This window comes from Adhaeribacter arboris (genome assembly GCF_003023845.1).
GTDB classification, from domain to species: domain Bacteria; phylum Bacteroidota; class Bacteroidia; order Cytophagales; family Hymenobacteraceae; genus Adhaeribacter; species Adhaeribacter arboris.
This window is the reverse complement of record NZ_PYFT01000001.1, coordinates 2687811-2705774: the sequence shown is the minus strand read 5'-3', so window position 1 is coordinate 2705774 and position 17964 is coordinate 2687811. Positions and strand designations below refer to the sequence as shown.

11 protein-coding genes and 1 pseudogene are annotated in these 17964 nt (G+C 34.6%); all 12 read right to left on the bottom strand.

Annotated elements, in window-relative coordinates; all coding sequences use genetic code 11:
* Window position 1 precedes the first annotated feature (1 nt).
* Complete coding sequence (locus tag AHMF7605_RS10960; protein ID WP_158267496.1) at window positions 2-2848, bottom strand: malectin domain-containing carbohydrate-binding protein; 2847 nt, start codon at window positions 2846-2848, stop codon at window positions 2-4.
* Window positions 2849-3435: 587 nt separating this feature from the next.
* Entirely contained in the window at window positions 3436-5154 is a 1719-nt protein-coding gene (locus AHMF7605_RS10955; protein ID WP_233219008.1) for a Kelch repeat-containing protein, read from the bottom strand.
* A 6-nt stretch (window positions 5155-5160) separates the two neighbouring features.
* Window positions 5161-5661: pseudogene (locus AHMF7605_RS31110) on the bottom strand (cadherin repeat domain-containing protein); the annotation flags it as partial.
* Between the two features lie 421 nt (window positions 5662-6082).
* Window positions 6083-8068, bottom strand: coding sequence for a polysaccharide biosynthesis protein (locus AHMF7605_RS10950; protein ID WP_106929215.1), 1986 nt, complete (start codon window positions 8066-8068; stop codon window positions 6083-6085).
* Between the two features lie 952 nt (window positions 8069-9020).
* A complete protein-coding gene (locus AHMF7605_RS10945) occupies window positions 9021-10169 on the bottom strand; it encodes a DegT/DnrJ/EryC1/StrS family aminotransferase (protein WP_106929213.1) in 1149 nt (382 codons plus the stop codon).
* A 158-nt stretch (window positions 10170-10327) separates the two neighbouring features.
* The gene (locus tag AHMF7605_RS10940; protein ID WP_106929211.1) at window positions 10328-11005 is read right to left on the bottom strand and encodes an HAD family hydrolase; all 678 of its coding nucleotides are present in this window, start codon (window positions 11003-11005) and stop codon (window positions 10328-10330) included.
* A complete protein-coding gene (locus AHMF7605_RS10935; protein ID WP_106929209.1) occupies window positions 10995-11960 on the bottom strand; it encodes an ATP-grasp domain-containing protein in 966 nt (321 codons plus the stop codon). The genes AHMF7605_RS10940 and AHMF7605_RS10935 overlap by 11 nt, the downstream gene beginning before the upstream one ends.
* Window positions 11957-12568, bottom strand: a complete 612-nt coding sequence (locus AHMF7605_RS10930; RefSeq protein WP_106929207.1) for a sugar transferase — start codon at window positions 12566-12568, stop codon at window positions 11957-11959. The genes AHMF7605_RS10935 and AHMF7605_RS10930 overlap by 4 nt, the downstream gene beginning before the upstream one ends.
* Entirely contained in the window at window positions 12537-13760 is a 1224-nt protein-coding gene (locus AHMF7605_RS10925) for a glycosyltransferase family 4 protein (protein ID WP_106929205.1), read from the bottom strand. The genes AHMF7605_RS10930 and AHMF7605_RS10925 overlap by 32 nt, the downstream gene beginning before the upstream one ends.
* Before the next feature lie 65 nt (window positions 13761-13825).
* A complete protein-coding gene (locus AHMF7605_RS10920) occupies window positions 13826-14929 on the bottom strand; it encodes a glycosyltransferase (RefSeq protein ID WP_106929203.1) in 1104 nt (367 codons plus the stop codon).
* Window positions 14930-15489: 560 nt separating this feature from the next.
* On the bottom strand, window positions 15490-16710 hold the full coding sequence (locus AHMF7605_RS10915; RefSeq protein WP_106929201.1) for an alginate lyase family protein: 1221 nt from the start codon (window positions 16708-16710) through the stop codon (window positions 15490-15492).
* 129 nt (window positions 16711-16839) lie between these two features.
* Window positions 16840-17949 carry a glycosyltransferase gene (locus tag AHMF7605_RS10910; RefSeq protein WP_106929199.1) on the bottom strand — a complete coding sequence of 370 codons (1110 nt, stop codon included), beginning with the start codon at window positions 17947-17949 and terminating at the stop codon, window positions 16840-16842.
* Between the last annotated feature and the right edge of the window lie 15 nt (window positions 17950-17964).

The following is a 17964-nucleotide window of genomic DNA, read 5'->3' as shown; positions in this document are numbered from 1 at the left end:
TTTATTTTATTAACAGTTTCGCCTGTGTTTTAACGTTGGTGCTTTGCGCATTAAGTATGTACAAACCAGCCGGTAAGCTTACTGAACCTGATAACTCTACTTGAGCAGCGCCAATTGAATTTGTGATTACCTGGCGAGTATGGAACTGCCGACCCATGGCATCCTGCACCGTTAAGTTAACTTCCTGCTTGGGTGTGAAACCTGTTAAAACTACATCCACCTGGCTACCTGCGGAACCTGGATTAGGATAAACAGTTAATGCTGCCGTATTGGTGGTGTTTTCGTTTATAATTTCGTTAGAAATAGCAGTAACTGTTGCCGCATTTGCCTTATAAATCTCCAGCGCCGCAATTGCCAAGCGGTTAGCAGTTGGGTTAAACTTCATCGACAATCCACCATCTTTTATTACTACTTCAAAGTCTTTTACCAAAGCTGCCCGGTAACCAACTTCACGGTAAATATCAAAGCCACTTTGCCGCAGCTCATTTTCAATGGTAGTACTAAATACCCGGGCACCCACTGGTCCATTAAAGAAATTTTCTACGAAATGCATCCGAATCCAATAGGTTCCATTAGCTAATGGTATTTGATAGCGTGTTTCAGCTAAGTTTGCAGTAGCAGAAAGATAAGTTTGATAAAGCACATCCTGGTCAGTTCCAGCAATAGGACCAACCACTACCTGCTTGTCTAATCTAACGGAACCTTGACGGTACGCTTTATCTGCTTCCCAAGTAGTACCATTAATAGTTACGTTGGCATCAGACCCTCCTTTTATACGTTTTACGAGGGCTAAATTAAAGCTGGCATCGTTGGCCAAGCCATAAAGCGGAATGCGCAGCGGGGTTCCCGTTCCATTAAAATACACCATTAAGGCAGCATTTTTAAGTCCTCTACTAGTAGGTTTAAAGTTTACGTTTACTGTAGTTGATCCTTTAGATACTACTGTTGCACTAGCGGGAGGATCGGCAGTAAACTCGCTCAAATTAGGGCCAACAACTTCTACTCCACTAATCTGAACACTATTAGCAGATTGATTGGTTAATTGCACCGTTAGGGATTTATTCGCGCCAACCAGTAGAGAGCCTAAGGATAGAGAAGAAGGAGTGGGAACAAATGCCGGAAGATCAGCTATGCCGTTTGCCAAACGAACATTACTTACAATGTAAACATTATCCTGGTAATCATAATTAGTAGAAGTAGTACCAAGATAATCGGTGCCAAAAATATAAGTGTTAGGAATTACGTTGCCATTACTATCAAGGGCCTTCCAAAAACGCATGCCAAGTCTTTGTTCAAAATTTTTGGTTCTGTCGGAGTTAGAAGTTCCTACAATAAGTCCAAAGTTACCAGAGATATTAAAGGTGGCGCTTGCCAAAGCATTTGATTTTGCTTTGCGGGGCAATAAGGATTGCGCATCTATTGGTTCCTGAAAAAACAGAGTTTTAATTGTGCCGGGCGTTTGTTTATCGTACCATTGAATCTTTTCCCCTTGAGCACAGCAACCATGGTAAGAGCCCATTAGCGAAACCGATACTGGTATGCTGGGATCAACCTGGGCGAAGTAATCAGCGGCTACTTCGCTAGAGTTAGGAACAAGAGTTCTACCATCAATATCCCCATCATTGTGTCCATAGCCCGTTCTCGTTGTAAAACCAAAAGCATCAATAATTTGCTGAGCCGAAGGTTCATTTACGCCCTCTCCTTTGTATTGATATAAACCCCGAAGCGTTACTTCTTTTTCGGGCGCAAAATTATCATTAGAAGAAATAGTTAGCCTGTCAGTTAGGACTACAACTTGATTACCTAAGTTTTTAGCAATAAACTGAATTCCTAATTCGGCAGAAGCCCCGCTAGAAAGAGTAAGTGGTAATTTTGCTGGATCATAAGCCACACCATTCAGGGTGTCTAACTTCCAACCACTTGGGTTAGAAAGGGAAAAGTTAGTAATAACTAAATCTTCCGTACCCTTATTGCTTATTTTTAACTTTACCCGATTATGGTTTGCATTATAAGGAGTAACCTCGGGAGTGGTTCTCCGCCAAGGAATTTGAATATTAGAAAAAGTTAACTGATCATAAGCTGGAAGCTTATCCGGGTTTTCTAATAACAAGTAAGCATTACTGCTTAATGGGTTTGGCGTTGTTAAAGATTTAACCCCGAAATTATCAAAAGTATAGGTTATTGGAGTAGTTCCGTTGCGGTGAGAGGTAAATATTCCGGCATAAGCCGTGCTACTGGTAAGTCCCATGCCAGCTATATTTAAAGATTTAGCTGTATAAGTAGCGCCTACATTTAGGTAATTAGTACCATCGGTGGAGTAGAAGCCTTCTATGGTATTAGACGCTGGACTAACTACCAACCGAAGTCGGACGGTTTGGGTGTTAAGGTTACTAATTACAGTGGTAGTACGTTGATCCGTAGTGCTGCTAACATCGTTAAACTCTCTGCGCATCTCAATTTGGTTGCCAGTTGCAACTAGCTTAACAAATGTTTTATCGCTAAGTCCAAACCATAAACCGCCTTGTTCAAAATTGGTACCTTTGTAAGGATTAAGTATAGTTACATCTACTTGTAATTTATTTTTACTATCTACTCTTACTGCTAAAGAATTAAGCTGATTATTACTAGTTGTAGAAGCTATTCCTTTAGAACTTAAAATTTTTAAAGTACCAGAGCTAACCGTAAGTTTGGAGGGTTCATAACCTGGAATACTTGCATTACTAGGACTGCCATCGGCCGGGTTGCGAGTACCCGAGTAAGTATCTACCATGGTAAAACCAGTACCTGCACCAACTTTATCCGTGATAGAATTTGCAACACTACTATTAAAGGTTAAAGAAAAAGGCAAAGCTATGCTTAATTGGTTACAGGGTAATGTACTAATAGGGCTACAAGGAGCGTCGGCTAAGGTTAATTTTTTGGCAAATAAACTATTGTTTATAGTTAATAAAGAGATGATTAGGCCAAGAACCAACCATTTTTTTCTGTAAGCCAATGGAATACTAGTATACTTCTTTTTCATAAAGGCAAAAATTTGTAATCGGTATGCTGAATTGAATATAAGAGTAGAAATAGAATAAATTAAGGTTGTTTTTTTAAATAAAGTATTATTTAAAAGATAAAACTATAATGGAAGAGCAAGAGTTACAATAGACCATCTAGATTAACGGCTAAATATTAGTTAAAGTTACAAATAAACTCGTGAAAACCTTATATGTACTTGCTAAAATTCTGCTTTTGTTCAAGATAATATAATAAAAATCTAACTATTACTAGTTAATGGATATCTAAAATCACTATAATTAGATTATCTTTTGAGAAGTTAATAAAGAATTCTTTCAATTATTATACCATTTCTACATAAACATAGTAATTAGGTAATAATTATAAATATTTTTTATAATTATTGTAAAGAACGAAGTAAAATTAAATAGTTTATTGAATAAGGAGTCTGGCTTGCGCTTTTCCTGATGGTCCATTAACAGTAACTACATATGTACCCTTCGCTAATTGAGGAAAAGGAGTTAAGTCAACCAGCACGATGCCCTTTTGGTTTGGTTTTACCTGTTTACTGTATACTTTGCGCCCAACTATATCGTGTAGAGTTGCAGTAACGGGTACTTTTAAAGTTAAACCAGATACGATTATCTTAATATTACTTCCAGGTAACCCAGGGTTTGGAAAAATTTTCAGTTTTATTTCTGCCTTTTCTAATTCAGGTTCAATGCCGGTGGTATTATTAGGAACTATTATAACGAAATAATTAGAAAGAACTCCAGCCGCAGGTAATGCCTTATTACCAGATAAAGTTACTTTCCCGGCCGGAAAAGTTTTGCTGTATAACTGGTAGGTGCCATATATAGGGTCAGTGCTAGTAAGTGTAGCTGTTAAATTTTGCCATTCGTTCAACCAAGCTGGTAGCACGGTAGCTCGTGCATCGTAGGCAATATATAATGTTGCGCCTTTACTTAGCTCAAATGAAAAGACCTCCATTCCGGTTAGATTTTTATCGCTATTGGGCGTTTTAATAAAAAGAGAATTATTTAAATTTGTAGGTAAAGTTTTTACTTGATAAGTCCGATCGGTGTAAAAAGTAGCACCCACCACTAATACACCTAAGCTGTATACTCCTTTTAAATCACTCTTAAGATTAGTAATGAGATTTTGGGAGGGTGGTAAAACGGGAGAACTTTTGAAGGTAGTATTGGTCTGGGAACCACCCGTGTAGAAAATAGCATTATTTAACAAAGCAGCTATTCCCGAGAAGCGAGCTTGCGGCAAAGGAGCTAGGTTACCCCAAGTATTGGTGTCTGGATTATAAGCAGATACTAAGTTGGTTTGACCACTACTATGAACTGTTTCTCCGGCTAAAACTAAAATTTGATTTCCTGCAACTATCACCGTTGAACTAATATGTCCCCGGCCCGAACTTCCGGCTGGTACGGGCAAGTCGGCTTTACTTGTCCATACATTTGTCGCTGGATCGTAGACGTGTACATCTTTTTTGGTAATTAAATTTTTGTCGTGCCCGGTTTGCCCACCTATATAGTAAATTTCACCCTCGTATACGGCTGAACCGGCATGCTGCCTGGGTTTCGGTAATGGAGCAAGTGTTTTCCAGCCGGCAGTTACATCATCCAGGTTTAAGACATAATGGTTACCTAAATCTTCTGTGCGTTTCTGGTTGGTGCCTCCAATATGGTGGAGATGCCCGTTAACGTATTCTAATTGACCGGCGGCAACTATAATGGGTAAATCCGGCAAACGTTCGTAACGGTTTTCTGCTACTGTATATTTCCAAACCTCATTAGTCCCAAATATTTGTCCGGTTCCGGCCATGTTAGAGGTATAGCCTCCCGCGAAATAAATATCAGTACCGTCAGTGGTTATACCTGCGTGGGTTACACCACCATGACTGGTACCATTCATAGGCGGTAAGGGAGTCAGAGATGTCCATTTATTTAAACCAGGGTCATAAACATAGGCGCGGTTGGTAGGAGTAAAACCAGTTTTCTGACTATCGAAACCGCCAAAAGTATATAACTTATTATTTACGACTTCGCCTTGGGCTTCGTTTACTACGTACGGCTGGCTAGCCACCGTTTCCCAGATAAACGATGATAAAATAGGAACTGGATTGGAAGGTTCGACCATAACAGTCACGGTAGTTTCAGCGGAAAGTCCAGTAACATCGGTTACTTTTATGGTTAAAGAATATTGATTTTGCGTATGGTAATGAAGGTATTTAGCAATTTTTAATACTCCGGTTACACTGTCCAGAGAAAATGCACTAATTGTATTACCTTTTTCAATAGAATAAATTAACCTATCACCATCAGGATCAGAGGCAGTTAGAGTATCTGCGTTTGTACCAATAGCGGTATTTTCTGAAATGCTTAAAGAATAACTTTGAACAAAACTCGGTGCGGTAGCAAAATTAAAATTCTCAAAATGCCATTGCTGCTTACAAATAAGCAGATTTTCTGAAATACCAATAAATAAGGGTGGATAGAAACTAGATATATCTCGAGAATTTTCTCTATTGTACCGCTTATTAGCAAATCCTGGAAAGAAAATTCCTAAACTTAAAGCAAAACATAGGTAATACTTAGCTTTTAATAAAACATATCCGGAATGAAAAGTAGTAGTTCGTATTAGCATAAGTAATTTGTTACTTCTCTAGGCTTCTGATAAATGAATCAGTAGTAAAGCGGTTTGCATTAGGTTTACTCATACTACTTATATCTTTATTCAAGAACTCTTAATTTGTGGAGGATTATTTTTAAATCTTTTCGGATGGTTCAAAGCACTAATCTGGATTCAAACTAGCAAGCGAACTTACTATCAATTTTATAAAGCTTTATCTGTAAAAATCTTTATCTGTAAAAATAATATACTAATATGTAGTTACGTGTGTATCTAAGCTCCGGATTGCAGTACCTTATAAAACAAAAAAGGAACGACTCACTAGCCGTTCCTTTTTTGTTTTATAATATAGTAGCAGTATATCTTCAGGGTGGCCTTTGTTTTATCTCCCCTTCAACTAGTGTTATTCCTTTGTTTTATATAAACTAAACATTTTTTAACTAGCTTGTTGAATTAAAACAGAATTGCTATTAGAAGTTCCGTAGTCCAACTCTTCGTATTTAGAATTTTTACTTAAAAACTCAGGTACAATATCTTTCATTTTCTTAACGATTTCGTAATCATCATTTTCTTTTTGAACCAAAGTAAGCAAATCTTTAATATCACTAGCTACCTTATCGTATAAATAAGTTCTAACCTTAGAGATTTTTATTTTATCGTGGTGCGTTGGGATTGACTCCTCTTCTTTATTAAGTAATTCTTCATAAAGTTTTTCGCCGGGCCGTAAACCGGTATACACGATCTTAATATCTACATCTGGAATTAGACCTGCTAGCTTGATCATTTTTCTGGCTAGGTCTGCAATTTTAACTGGTTCCCCCATGTCGAAAAGGAATATTTCGCCACCTTTACCCATGCTACCGGCCTCTAATACCAGCTGCACTGCTTCAGGAATAGTCATGAAATAACGGGTAATTTCTGGATGTGTAACCGTAAGAGGTACTCCTTTCTCAATTTGTGCTCTAAAACGGGGTATTACAGATCCATTGGAACCTAATACATTGCCAAACCGGGTAGTTACAAACTTTGTTTTAGAATGTGTTAAATCATTTAAGCGGGAGCTTATGTAATTAATATTATTAAGTGATTGAACATTTATGTTATTCAATGATTGAATATAAATTTCTGCAATACGTTTTGAAGCTCCCATAATATTCGTCGGATTAACTGCTTTATCCGTTGAAATCATTACAAACTTTTCTACATCAAAAGCAATAGATAGGTCAGCCAGAGTCTTAGTACCTAATATATTGGTTATAATAGCTTCTGAAGGATTATTCTCCATCATTGGCACATGTTTGTAGGCAGCAGCATGGAAAACTATCTCAGGGCTAAACTCTTCGAAAAGAGAGTACATCCGATTGTAATTCTGAATATTTGCTATATATATCTTTATATTAGCATTCGGATAGGCTTCCTCTACTTCAAGTTGCAATTCATGTAGTGGCGATTCAGCTTGGTCGCAAATAATTACCATGGCTGGATCGAAAGTTAAAACTTGTCTGACAATTTCTGAACCAATAGAGCCTGCACCACCTGTAACTAAGACCCGTTTGCCCGTTATTTCTCTTGAGATGTTATCGCTTTGAATAATAATAGGATCACGCTGTAGTAAATCTTCAATTTTAAGGTCTTGAATCTGATTAATGCGTAACTTGCCAGAAATCCATTGTTCAGTTGGCGGAACTGTAAGTACTTTTAAACCAATTTCTAAACACTTCTCAACAATTTTCTTTCTGCCCTCGGTCTTTAAGTCTTCGCTCATTACTACTATCTTATCAACCTTAAGCTTTAAACGAAGTTGTTCTATATTCTTAGCAGAGTAAACCTTTTTCTGTTGAATATATTTATTAACATTTTGATAGTTGTCGTCAATAAAGCCAGCTATTACAAATCTGCTTGAGCTACTATTTTCTAAAGCCTTCTTTATCAGCATAGAGTGAGTATCTGAACCAAAAATTAAAACAGTCTCCTTTTCGGTTGAAGTGCTTCTCTTAATGAATTGAAAGAAACTTTTAGCTCCTATTCTTAGCATAATTAATAAAGAAGAGGAAATAAAAAAGTTAATGAGTAGTACTATAAAGATGTTTACCGTGTTAATGTGATAAACCGGAATAACTACTGTGCTTAACACTAAAATGTAGATAAAGCTAGTTGCCAGCACTGCTGAAAAAATCCTGACAATATCTTGGGTATTTGAATATCGAATTACCCCCGTGTGAATACGCATCAGAAAAAACACGCTTAAAGAGATAATACAATACAAACCTGTATATATAAAGAAATGTCCTCTTAATATATTTGAAAATTCAAATTGAGTTATTACAAAGAATGCTAATACAAATGACCAGCTTGTAATAACCTGATCGATCAATAAAATGACCCATCGTGGTATTGAATTAGCAAGTATAAATTTTTTCATGACGCAAAGTAATTTTAATTCGTAGTTCTAATGTTGTTAACGAATAATGTTTATTAGATAAAATAATGCTAAATAGTTTTAAAGCTTATCACAGACTCAGGTAATCTAAAGAGGTTGTGATTTTTTGTGCTTCTGGTATTTTGGTAAAGTCTTTTACTAATTATTTAAATAAAGGTTTATAGAATTATTTACTATATATTAAATAAGTAATTAACAAGAAATTTTTATAAAATAAACAAAGTAAATGCTGCAATGCAAATAATATTTGTAATCAAATTATTAATAAGCTGCACAATGTCTAATTATAATATGTATATACAATAAAAAATGAAATTTGTTGACAATATTTTTTTTTATTATTTAATTCAAAAAAACTAACCATTAACCGAAAGTACTAAATATTTTCAAATATTTAAATAGATTAATATTTTATTTTATTCGTGTACAAAATTTATAAATTATATAATTCATTCTAGCACTAACAGTGGATACAGTTAAGTATTTACTAGCGCAAAATAAGTTAAAAAAATGTTAATTTATTAACATTTTCTGTTATTTATAATTAAAATTTCAATTTTACGCCTTTAACCATGATTCCTACAAAATAAAGGTATTCTTATATATTATAGTTAGAGTTACAATAATTACGCCAATGTAGAAAAAAATGACAATAAAATATTATTTTATCTATATATTAATAATTTATTTTAATATAGTAAATACTTGTAGAATATAGAGGAGCTAGCAAGTATTTTGTTTTAATGAGTGGTGTTTTCAAGAATAGTTATTTCTTAAAAGGATTAGTAGCTAACAAAACACTACTAATGTTGAATAACTTGAAGAATAAAAAGAGAAGGAGGTAAGTAAATCGAACTTTAAACAAGTTGTAAATTGAGTAGCATGAATGTTGTCAAGATAAATTCATGCTACTCAATTTATATTATAAAATCACTTACACTTGTACAGCCGCAAAAGTATTTACAACTTGTTCTATAACTCTATTTAAATCTCCTATCGTTAAATTTGAACCCGATGGAAGGCAAAGTCCTTGATGAAATAAATGTTCGCTTGTGCCATCTCCATAAAAAGGAGTATTAGCAAATACAGGTTGTAAATGCATAGGTTTCCAAAGTGGGCGCGATTCAATGTTATCTTTCTCTAGAGATAAGCGCAATTGTTCCCGATCTATACTTTTGTTACTTGTATTATCAATTAAAATCGTGCTTAACCATCTATTAGAATAATAACCTGTTGATGGCTCTTCCATAAACTTTATCTCCGGGATAGATGCTAATGCATTTTTATAGTACTCAAAATTGTAACGGCGTTGCTTTACCCGATCCAATAAAACTTCCATCTGGCCTCGTCCAATTCCAGCGCATATATTGCTCATTCGGTAATTATAACCTATATGAGAGTGTTGGTAATGAGGGGCAACATCGCGTGCTTGGGTAGCAAGAAAGCGGGCTTTCTTAATCCAATCTTGATTAGCTGAGACTAAAGCACCTCCACCTGAAGTAGTAATAATTTTATTGCCATTAAATGATAATATGCTCATAGCCCCAAATGTACCCAAGGGTTGGTTTTTATAAGAGGAACCAAGGGCTTCTGCGGCGTCTTCTACTACGGGAATATTGTATTTATTAGCAATTTCCATTATACGAGTCATATTGGCAGGCATTCCATATAAATGCACTACAATTATGGCTTTTGGTTTTTTGCCATTTTTTAGTCGATCCTGAATAGCTATTTCTAAAAATTCGGGCGACATGTTCCAGCTTTGTTCTTCACTATCAACAAATACCGGTGTGGCTCCTTGGTAAGCGATAGGGTTTGCAGAAGCTGAAAATGTCATAGATTGACATATTACTTCATCACCGGCTTTTACACCTAATATAATTAAGGCTAAATGTAAAGCAGCTGTTCCTGAGCTTAAGGCGGCAACATATGTGTTGTGGCCTAAAAAGTCTTCTAGGTTTTTCTCAAAACCATCTACATGTGGTCCTAATGGTGCAATCCAATTGGTGTCAAAAGCTTCTTTAACGTAGTTAAACTCGCTTGCACCCATGTGAGGTGAGGAAAGCCATATTTTTGAGTTCATATTTTTGAGATTATATTTAATAATATATAAATATCTGGATTACAGTTATTAGAAAATAGTAGAGATCTTTACTAAAATTCAAAAGACTGATTTTTGTGAAATGTTTCTACTTTTAATAGTTAAGTTATTTTACTGAAATAAATTTATAAGCATAAAATCTAAATAGATGATTCCTTGACAACTATTGGCATTAATTCTTTAAAAGAATTAATTATTTTTGTTGGTATAGGTTTCCTACTTAAATCCTGAGGATGAATATTTTGGCCTTTACTTTTTAAACAAACCGTATACCATCCTAATTTTGCTGGTACAATAAAATCCTTTGCGGTATTATCGCCTATGTAATAAAATTCTTTACCTGGGTACTTTTGTTCAAAGAATAAGAAATTACGTTCATTAGGCTTCTCCGACCCAAACTCTTCCGAAATTATAATATTTGCAAAAAAAGCTTCTATGCCTAATGCTTTTAACTTGTTGCGTTGAGTGATACTACGACCGTCAGTAATAAGACCACACAAAATTTTGGCTTCTTTTAAATAACTCAGGAACTCAATTACATCTTCAGATAAGGTGATCTTTGGCAAATGAGAACGATACTCATTTAATAGGAATGAAGTAGTAATATCAGGTAATTCAGAAGCATGTTCGGTTATAAGCCATTCGAAAACGTTTTCTTTATTATGAAAGCGCACCCACATCTCATCAAACAAATCCTTCTTTAAAGCAGGTTGCAGCAAACCTGCAATATGGCGATACGCCGATTTTAAGAAATCAATTTCTTGATAAATGGTATCGTCAAGATCAAATACTACAAACGTATTATCGCTAAATCTCATAGTTTTGAACTAGAACTTCATCGTCATAACGGAGCATTAATAAGTTGTTGCTCCAATTATCTGTATAAGATATACTTTCATTAAGTAAATATTCCTTAATCAACCAACCTGGATAATTTGCTCCTGATTGATAGCTTAAAGGAAAACCGCCACCAAATCTGGGGTTTATTTCAATGCCATAGATTTGATTGTTATTCTTATTAAGGAACACTTGTACTGTAAGGCAACCTACTGCTCCCGCTATATAGCCAATTTTTTCTTTTAAATAAGGAACAATTATATTTTTACAGGTAATTCCTTTGCTTATTTCCCCGCCACGTATTTCTATTCGGCGTCGGGGTACAATGCATTTCACCTCATTATCTTTTCCGTAGTACATATCTACAGTGTACTCGTCGTGTTCCGTTTTATCAATATATTCCATAAACAAAAGCTTTTCATTGGTCATATGATAATGCGTCAGTTCTTCAGGCCCACGCACAAGAAATATATCTGCGCTTAAACTTCCATCATAAGGTTTTATAAAAAGCGGGAAAGTAGGGTTTTGTTTATCTATTGCAGCTGGTATTGGTATTCCGGATTGTTCGAAGAATTGGTTAATTTTACGCTTATCGCGGCATTTACTTATAAAGTCGGATGAAGAGACTATTACATGAATTCCTTGCTTGGCAAAGTTATCTTTGTGATTTGCTAATACCTGTAATTCAGTATCTATGGTTGGAACTACAAGTTTTATGTTCTGATCTAAGCATAGTTCCAATAAATCGTTGATGTATGATGCTTCAGCCACACTTTTCATTTTAAAGTAGCCATCCGATACGTTACAAGCCGCTGACAGCTTAGGGTTCATGTCAGATGTAAATACTTGGCTATCCGGGAAAAAGACTTTTAACTCATTCTTAAAAGCTCTTACTAAAGAAACTCTTCGTCCCGCTGATGTAATTAAAATATTCATACTTGTTTAACTCCTTCAAAAAATGGCATAGTGGCGTGTCCTTGCTGGCTAATGCCTTCTGATTTAAATACTTTTTTAATTGTAAGTAGAATGATTTTTACATCCAGCAAAAAACTAATGTGGTCTACATACCAAACATCATACTCAAATTTCTGCTCCCAACTAATGGCATTACGGCCATTTACCTGAGCCCAACCAGTAATTCCAGGACGAACTTCATGACGGCGTTTTTGTACTTCATTATAGAGCGGTAAGTATTCCACTAATAATGGCCGAGGGCCAATCAGACTCATGTCTCCTTTTATAACATTTAGTAGCTGGGGAATTTCATCTAAAGATGTTTTTCTGACAAACTTACCAACTGCTGTTAACCGAACTTCATCAGGTAATAGCTTGCCACTTGCATCTTTTATATCATTCATAGTTTTAAACTTAATGATGCGGAAGGTTTTAGTGTTTTTACCCGGCCGAGCCTGAAAGAAAAACACTTTACCTTGGTTAGCTACGGCTAAACTAATGGTTACCAAGATGAAAATAGGTAAAGCAATTATAAATGCACTAATGGCAATCAGGAAATCAAGAAAACGTTTCAGCAGGTTTCTGTACATTGTATGCTTCAATTACTTTAACAAATTTTTTACAAAGTATTGTTTTATCATAAACTTCTTCAGCCAAACGGCGACTATTTACCGACATTTCTCGTAACCATATTGGATTAGACGCCATTTTTACCAGCATGTTAGCCAAGTCATCCGGGTTTTGAGGGTTAACATAAACACCACAATTATTTTCTTCTACCATTTCTTTTGTCCATCCAGCAGAATTTACTATTAGTGGTTTGCCCGCTGAGAGTGAATCGAATAATTTATTAGGTGAGTTCGTGTATAGAATGGGAACGTCCGAGAAGGAAACCATAGAACAATCGCATATATTAACTATCTCAGATACAGTTTTCATGGGATGTTTACCTAAAAACTTAACATTAGTTAACTCTTCTAATTCGCAAATTCTCTTAAGTTCGAGCTCAGTTTTTCCTTCACCTAAAAAAACAAAATCTATATTTTGAATATTTTTTCTTTTTAAAACAGCGGCTGCTTTTACTATATATTCTAAACCATTAGCAATACCCATTGCGCCAAAATGAACGACATTGAAATGGTTTGTATCCAGGTTAAAAGTACGGGCTACTTCCCAGTTTTTAGCTCTTACGAAAAACTCGTCTTTTTTAGCCATGTTAGGAATCATGGTAACTTTATTAGGAGATGTGCCGGTTTTAATCACACCATCGCGCATTCCTGGTGATAAGGCTACTACATGCTTAGCGGAGAAGTAAATCTTTTTTTCAAACCAGTTCAGAAGGTTTATAACAAATTTATTTTTTATAGCGCCCATTTGGATAGGCACTTCTGGCCAAAGATCACGTACTTCAAAAATGTACGGAATACCGTTAAATTGCTTTATAGCTAAGGCCGGAATGCCGATGGACAAAGGTGTTGAAGTAGCATAAACTAAATCTATGTTTTTTTGCCTAAGCCCAACCCAAGTAGAGAGTAGCATAAACCGGAAAAAAGACCATAATCTACTTATAATTCCCATATTGTTGCTGTAGGAATTTTTAATGTAAATTACTTCAATGCCATCAATCAATTTCTTTTCAATTAATTTTTGCTGCTTATTTCTACTGGTAAGCATTATTACTTGATGACCGTTTGCAATTAATTCTTTAGCAAACCAATAGGAACGAGTTCCTCCGGGTTCGTTAGGAGTGATAAAATACTGATGAATATAAAGAACTCTCATTGTATATATATTTAATCATTATACTGACATAAATAAATGGCTCTTTATTAGCCAACTTTACTGAATTACGGTTTTAAGGTATTTGTCCTTTGTATGTAATCTTTTGCAATTAATTCCCAATCAAAATTTTGAATATTTTTCTTAGTGTTCTTACAAATAGTTGAATATTGAGAAACAATTAGATCTACCTTCTCTTTTAATTCAGGTAACGACTCGTGGCTAGAAGAGTAACCAACTTCACCTTCTCGAAAATAACCATCAATGCCATCTCTCCGGGTGTATATAATAGGTAGCCCTTGTGATAAGGCTTCCACATAAACTACTCCAAATGTTTCAGCGTAAGAAAGCAGTACAAAAAGGTGATTATCACGGTAAATTTTAAGTAGTTCTTCTTTATTCTTTACCTCTCCCAGGTAATTAATAGTATTGCCATTAGGGATAGACTTAGCAATTTCATCAAAATTTAATTCTAACAAATTTTTACCTACAACAGTAAGCTCATACTTTCGATCGTCGTACTTTTTTAAAAAATCAATTAACAAATCAAGCTTCTTTCTTTTTATTATTTGTCCAACAAAAAGAATTTTTACAGTACTTAAATCTTGATCTAGCGAGCTTTTTTCATAAGCATTGTTTAACCAGAAATTGTCTAATCCATTTGGTAAAGAAAAGAATAAATTAGTATCTACTTTCGGATAAAGATTTTTAATAATCGCTTTGTGTGAGGGCGAAACAAAAAAAACCATACTTACTTTCGATAATATTTTTCTGGCAATATATCTGAAAATAGCGCTTTTCTTTATAAAAAAATTTACATCAGTACTTCTAACCGTCACTACAAATTTCTTTTTGGTAAATTTAGATAGTAGATAAGCAGCAATTCCGTCGCTTATAAGTGTGTGTGCGTGTATATAATCATAGCCTTTAGTTAAATTTTTTTTATTAATTACTTTAAATATTTTGAAATATTTAGTAAAAAATAACTTCTTGTCTATATCATTAAAAATATAATCAATATCTAGATTAGATATATTGTTATCGCGGTAACTTTCATATACCGGAATAAATAATTTATCGTCTCTATACTTAGTGATAGTAGTATATAAATTGTAATGAATTTTGTTAGAAAGAAAATAACTATTAATATGTAGAGCTTTCTTTTGTGTCATAAAGGTAGTAAAATTCTATAACATATTAAAAATTATATATTTAACTAAATTAATTTTATTTAGCTTCCTCATATAACCTCTATCTTTCATCAACTTATATGTAAATAAATATATGTTGCAATGTTTCTTTTAATTTAGGTACTAGCAACTACCATACCTAATACTATTATATTATAAATTATAGTATATTTATAATATTTTATTTAAAAATTTTGCACAAAAATAATGAAATTTGTAAATATAAGTTAATTATGATGTTAATTTACTTTTAAGCTTCTAATATGAATACCTTCTTACATTATGTAAGAAGGCAAGAATTATTCATTTAAGAATATTTTAAGTAGTAAAGACTTCTATGTTTGATGAGGAGATATTTGAAAATCTACTAATTAAATGCTTGCTGCAATGCTTGAAAATGCAGGAACAACATTGATATGAGGGAAGTATTACGGAAATAATTTGATTCTCTGTAAGCACAAAAGCTCTAATCGATTACGATTAGAGCTTTTGTGCTTACAAACTAAATGATAAAGTAGCTAAAAATATATTTAAAAAATTAGTTAGTAATAACGTGATATTAATAAGTCCATTATGGAACCAGAAACAAATTTCGCATGCGTGGGAGAAAGAACTGGTTGTAAATTAACATCTTTGTATACTGCTGATCCGATTCTTCCAACTGGAACAAATTGGTCTCGACTCAAAGTTGAAATTTGCTCGTAAGGCCAGGATTTGCTACCCGATGCATAAGGCAGCATCCACTGAAATGCTTTCTTTAAACTCTTACCGCTTGGCGTAGTATAATCCCATAAATTAATACCAGCACTTTCTGCACAACTAGCTAATTTAAACCATGCTTCTAAATTTTTGGTGCTGTAGGTCCATGAGTTAGTTCTAGCTAATTCTAACTCCTGCTTACCCTCTACTGTAAATTGGGTTTCTATTCTACTGTATGCTTGCTTTTCTATTAATGATTTAGCTAAAGTTTTATTACCTACAAAAAGTGCATACGATACAACTTGTAAATTATGAAATGTGCCAATATTGTTAGGTTGAGATGCACCTTCTAATCCTACTGGGCTATTTAACATCCAATTAAGATATTGATTAAACCAACCCTTTAAAGCTTCGTGGTTCTCTGCGGTCCAAGAACTGGAACCAACTAATAACTGTACCCCATCTATAAGATCAACAAATCGTTCGGTATCTATAGTGCCTACACCATTTTCATTATCTACACCCCGAACTATTTGCGTATAATTAAGATTAGGATTCATTTTGGTAGCACTATTAAGAAAAAATGCTTTAAGTAGTTCAGTAGCTTTCTTTGCGTACTTTTCATCATTAGTAAAATAATAGGAAAGCCCAAGTAAGCGAATATCTTTACTTAATTCCCGAACATAAATCATGTCTTTTACTTCATTTACCTCCGGATTCATATGCCCATCCTTTTTAATGTAGGGTAAGCCTGATGATGTGTTTGGATTTGGCCACCAGTAAGTAGCTAAGCTCAAATAATCATGCTTATCTCCGCTGGGAGGAGTTATCGATTTATTCACTATTGTGTAAGGTGCTCTAGTAAGAGCCACACTAGTATTAGAAATTAATAATTTCAATGCAGATAAACACTGTTCATTGCCGGCATTTATCCTAAATTTATTTTGCATTAAAAGATCAGGATTCATCAGGAACGTATTAGGTCTTACCTGAGTAAATCCTTTAACAGCAAATATTAGGAGAAATAAAAATAGAAATAAGGTGGATTGAGTAGATGTCTTCATGCTTAACAAATTTTATTTACATTACTAATGCAAATGTACAAAGTTATAGGTTCACTATAAAACCTGGTAAATTTCTTTTTTGTACTTTTCAATTAAATTCGGTGCATAAAGCCCTATAAAAATGTACTTTTAACTCATAATGTAATAAGAATACTCATCTGCAATTCTGGGTACTGAGAAATCTTTCGCCCGGTTAATCAAAACTTCCGAATTATGCGTGCTATTTAAAGACTCCATAATTCCTTTAGCAAGGGCAACCGGATCCTCTGTTGGAACTAATTTGCCATACTTGCCATCTTCTAATATTTCACTTGGTCCACTAGGGCAATTTGTTGATACTACTGGGGTACCAACCCCTAATGCTTCTACTATTACATTACCGAATCCTTCGTACTTCGAGGAAATAACAAAAGTCGACGCTTTTTTCACGTAATAAGCAGGATTGCTTACAAACCCAGGTAATAATACATGATCCTTTAATGATAATTCTTCAATTAAATCTTCTAATTCTTGACGTAAAGGACCCTCTCCTAATATTACTAAGGATACATCCATCTTTTCTCTAACCAGACTAAAGGCTCTTAGCAAATTAGGCCAATCTTTTTGTGGGGTTAATCGGCCAACTCCAATAATAAATTTTCGACTGCTGGATAAGAAATCATAAAGTAGCTTATTGGGAATTACTTTTTCTTCCGTCGGGTTATAAACAGGATTATAAATAACTTTCATTTTCTTCCGGTCAACTCCCATTCGGTAAGAAAAATCATCAGCTACCCCAGCAGATACAGCTACAATCTTATCTGGAATCTTGTAAAAAACCTTGGCTAAAGTTAGAAACAAAGGATTTTTGTATAAACTTCCACTACTGGGATCTGCGTTATTTTCGGCTGTTTGGTTTGTGTGTAAAGAAACGACTGGTTTAGTTTTGTTAAAGGTAAACAAGCAGCAAAATATATTGATAACGTTGAGAAATTCCCGAGCTGATAGTACGGCTTGCGGTTTCTCTCGCCGTAAGTATTGGATGAAGCGACCAATACTGGTTAAAGCCCGGCCACTACCTTCAAACACATGAACGTTAGACGGTAACTGGCTAAGAAACTCACCTTCTTTCTTGGTGAGAAACACGTGTACCTCGACCCCACGACTAGCATATTCTTGAATTAAGTTCACAAATATCTTTCCGATTCCGCCTAAAGCCAGCGTTCCTGGAAAGAAACAAATTTTTTTTAGTTCTTTCACTTTATATTAGTATAA

Bases quoted from the DNA above. Each gene is read 5' to 3' on its own strand.
- AHMF7605_RS10940 (WP_106929211.1), bottom strand. From the start codon at position 11,005: ATGAGATTTAGCGATAATACGTTTGTAGTATTTGATCTTGACGATACC.
- AHMF7605_RS10945 (WP_106929213.1), bottom strand. From the start codon at position 10,169: ATGAACTCAAAAATATGGCTTTCCTCACCTCACATGGGTGCAAGCGAG.
- AHMF7605_RS10950 (WP_106929215.1), bottom strand. From the start codon at position 8,068: ATGAAAAAATTTATACTTGCTAATTCAATACCACGATGGGTCATTTTA.
- AHMF7605_RS10925 (WP_106929205.1), bottom strand. From the start codon at position 13,760: ATGAGAGTTCTTTATATTCATCAGTATTTTATCACTCCTAACGAACCC.
- AHMF7605_RS10935 (WP_106929209.1), bottom strand. From the start codon at position 11,960: ATGAATATTTTAATTACATCAGCGGGACGAAGAGTTTCTTTAGTAAGA.
- AHMF7605_RS10915 (WP_106929201.1), bottom strand. From the start codon at position 16,710: ATGAAGACATCTACTCAATCCACCTTATTTCTATTTTTATTTCTCCTA.
- AHMF7605_RS10955 (WP_233219008.1), bottom strand. From the start codon at position 5,154: ATGGTCGAACCTTCCAATCCAGTTCCTATTTTATCATCGTTTATCTGG.
- AHMF7605_RS10920 (WP_106929203.1), bottom strand. From the start codon at position 14,929: ATGACACAAAAGAAAGCTCTACATATTAATAGTTATTTTCTTTCTAAC.
- AHMF7605_RS10930 (WP_106929207.1), bottom strand. From the start codon at position 12,568: ATGTACAGAAACCTGCTGAAACGTTTTCTTGATTTCCTGATTGCCATT.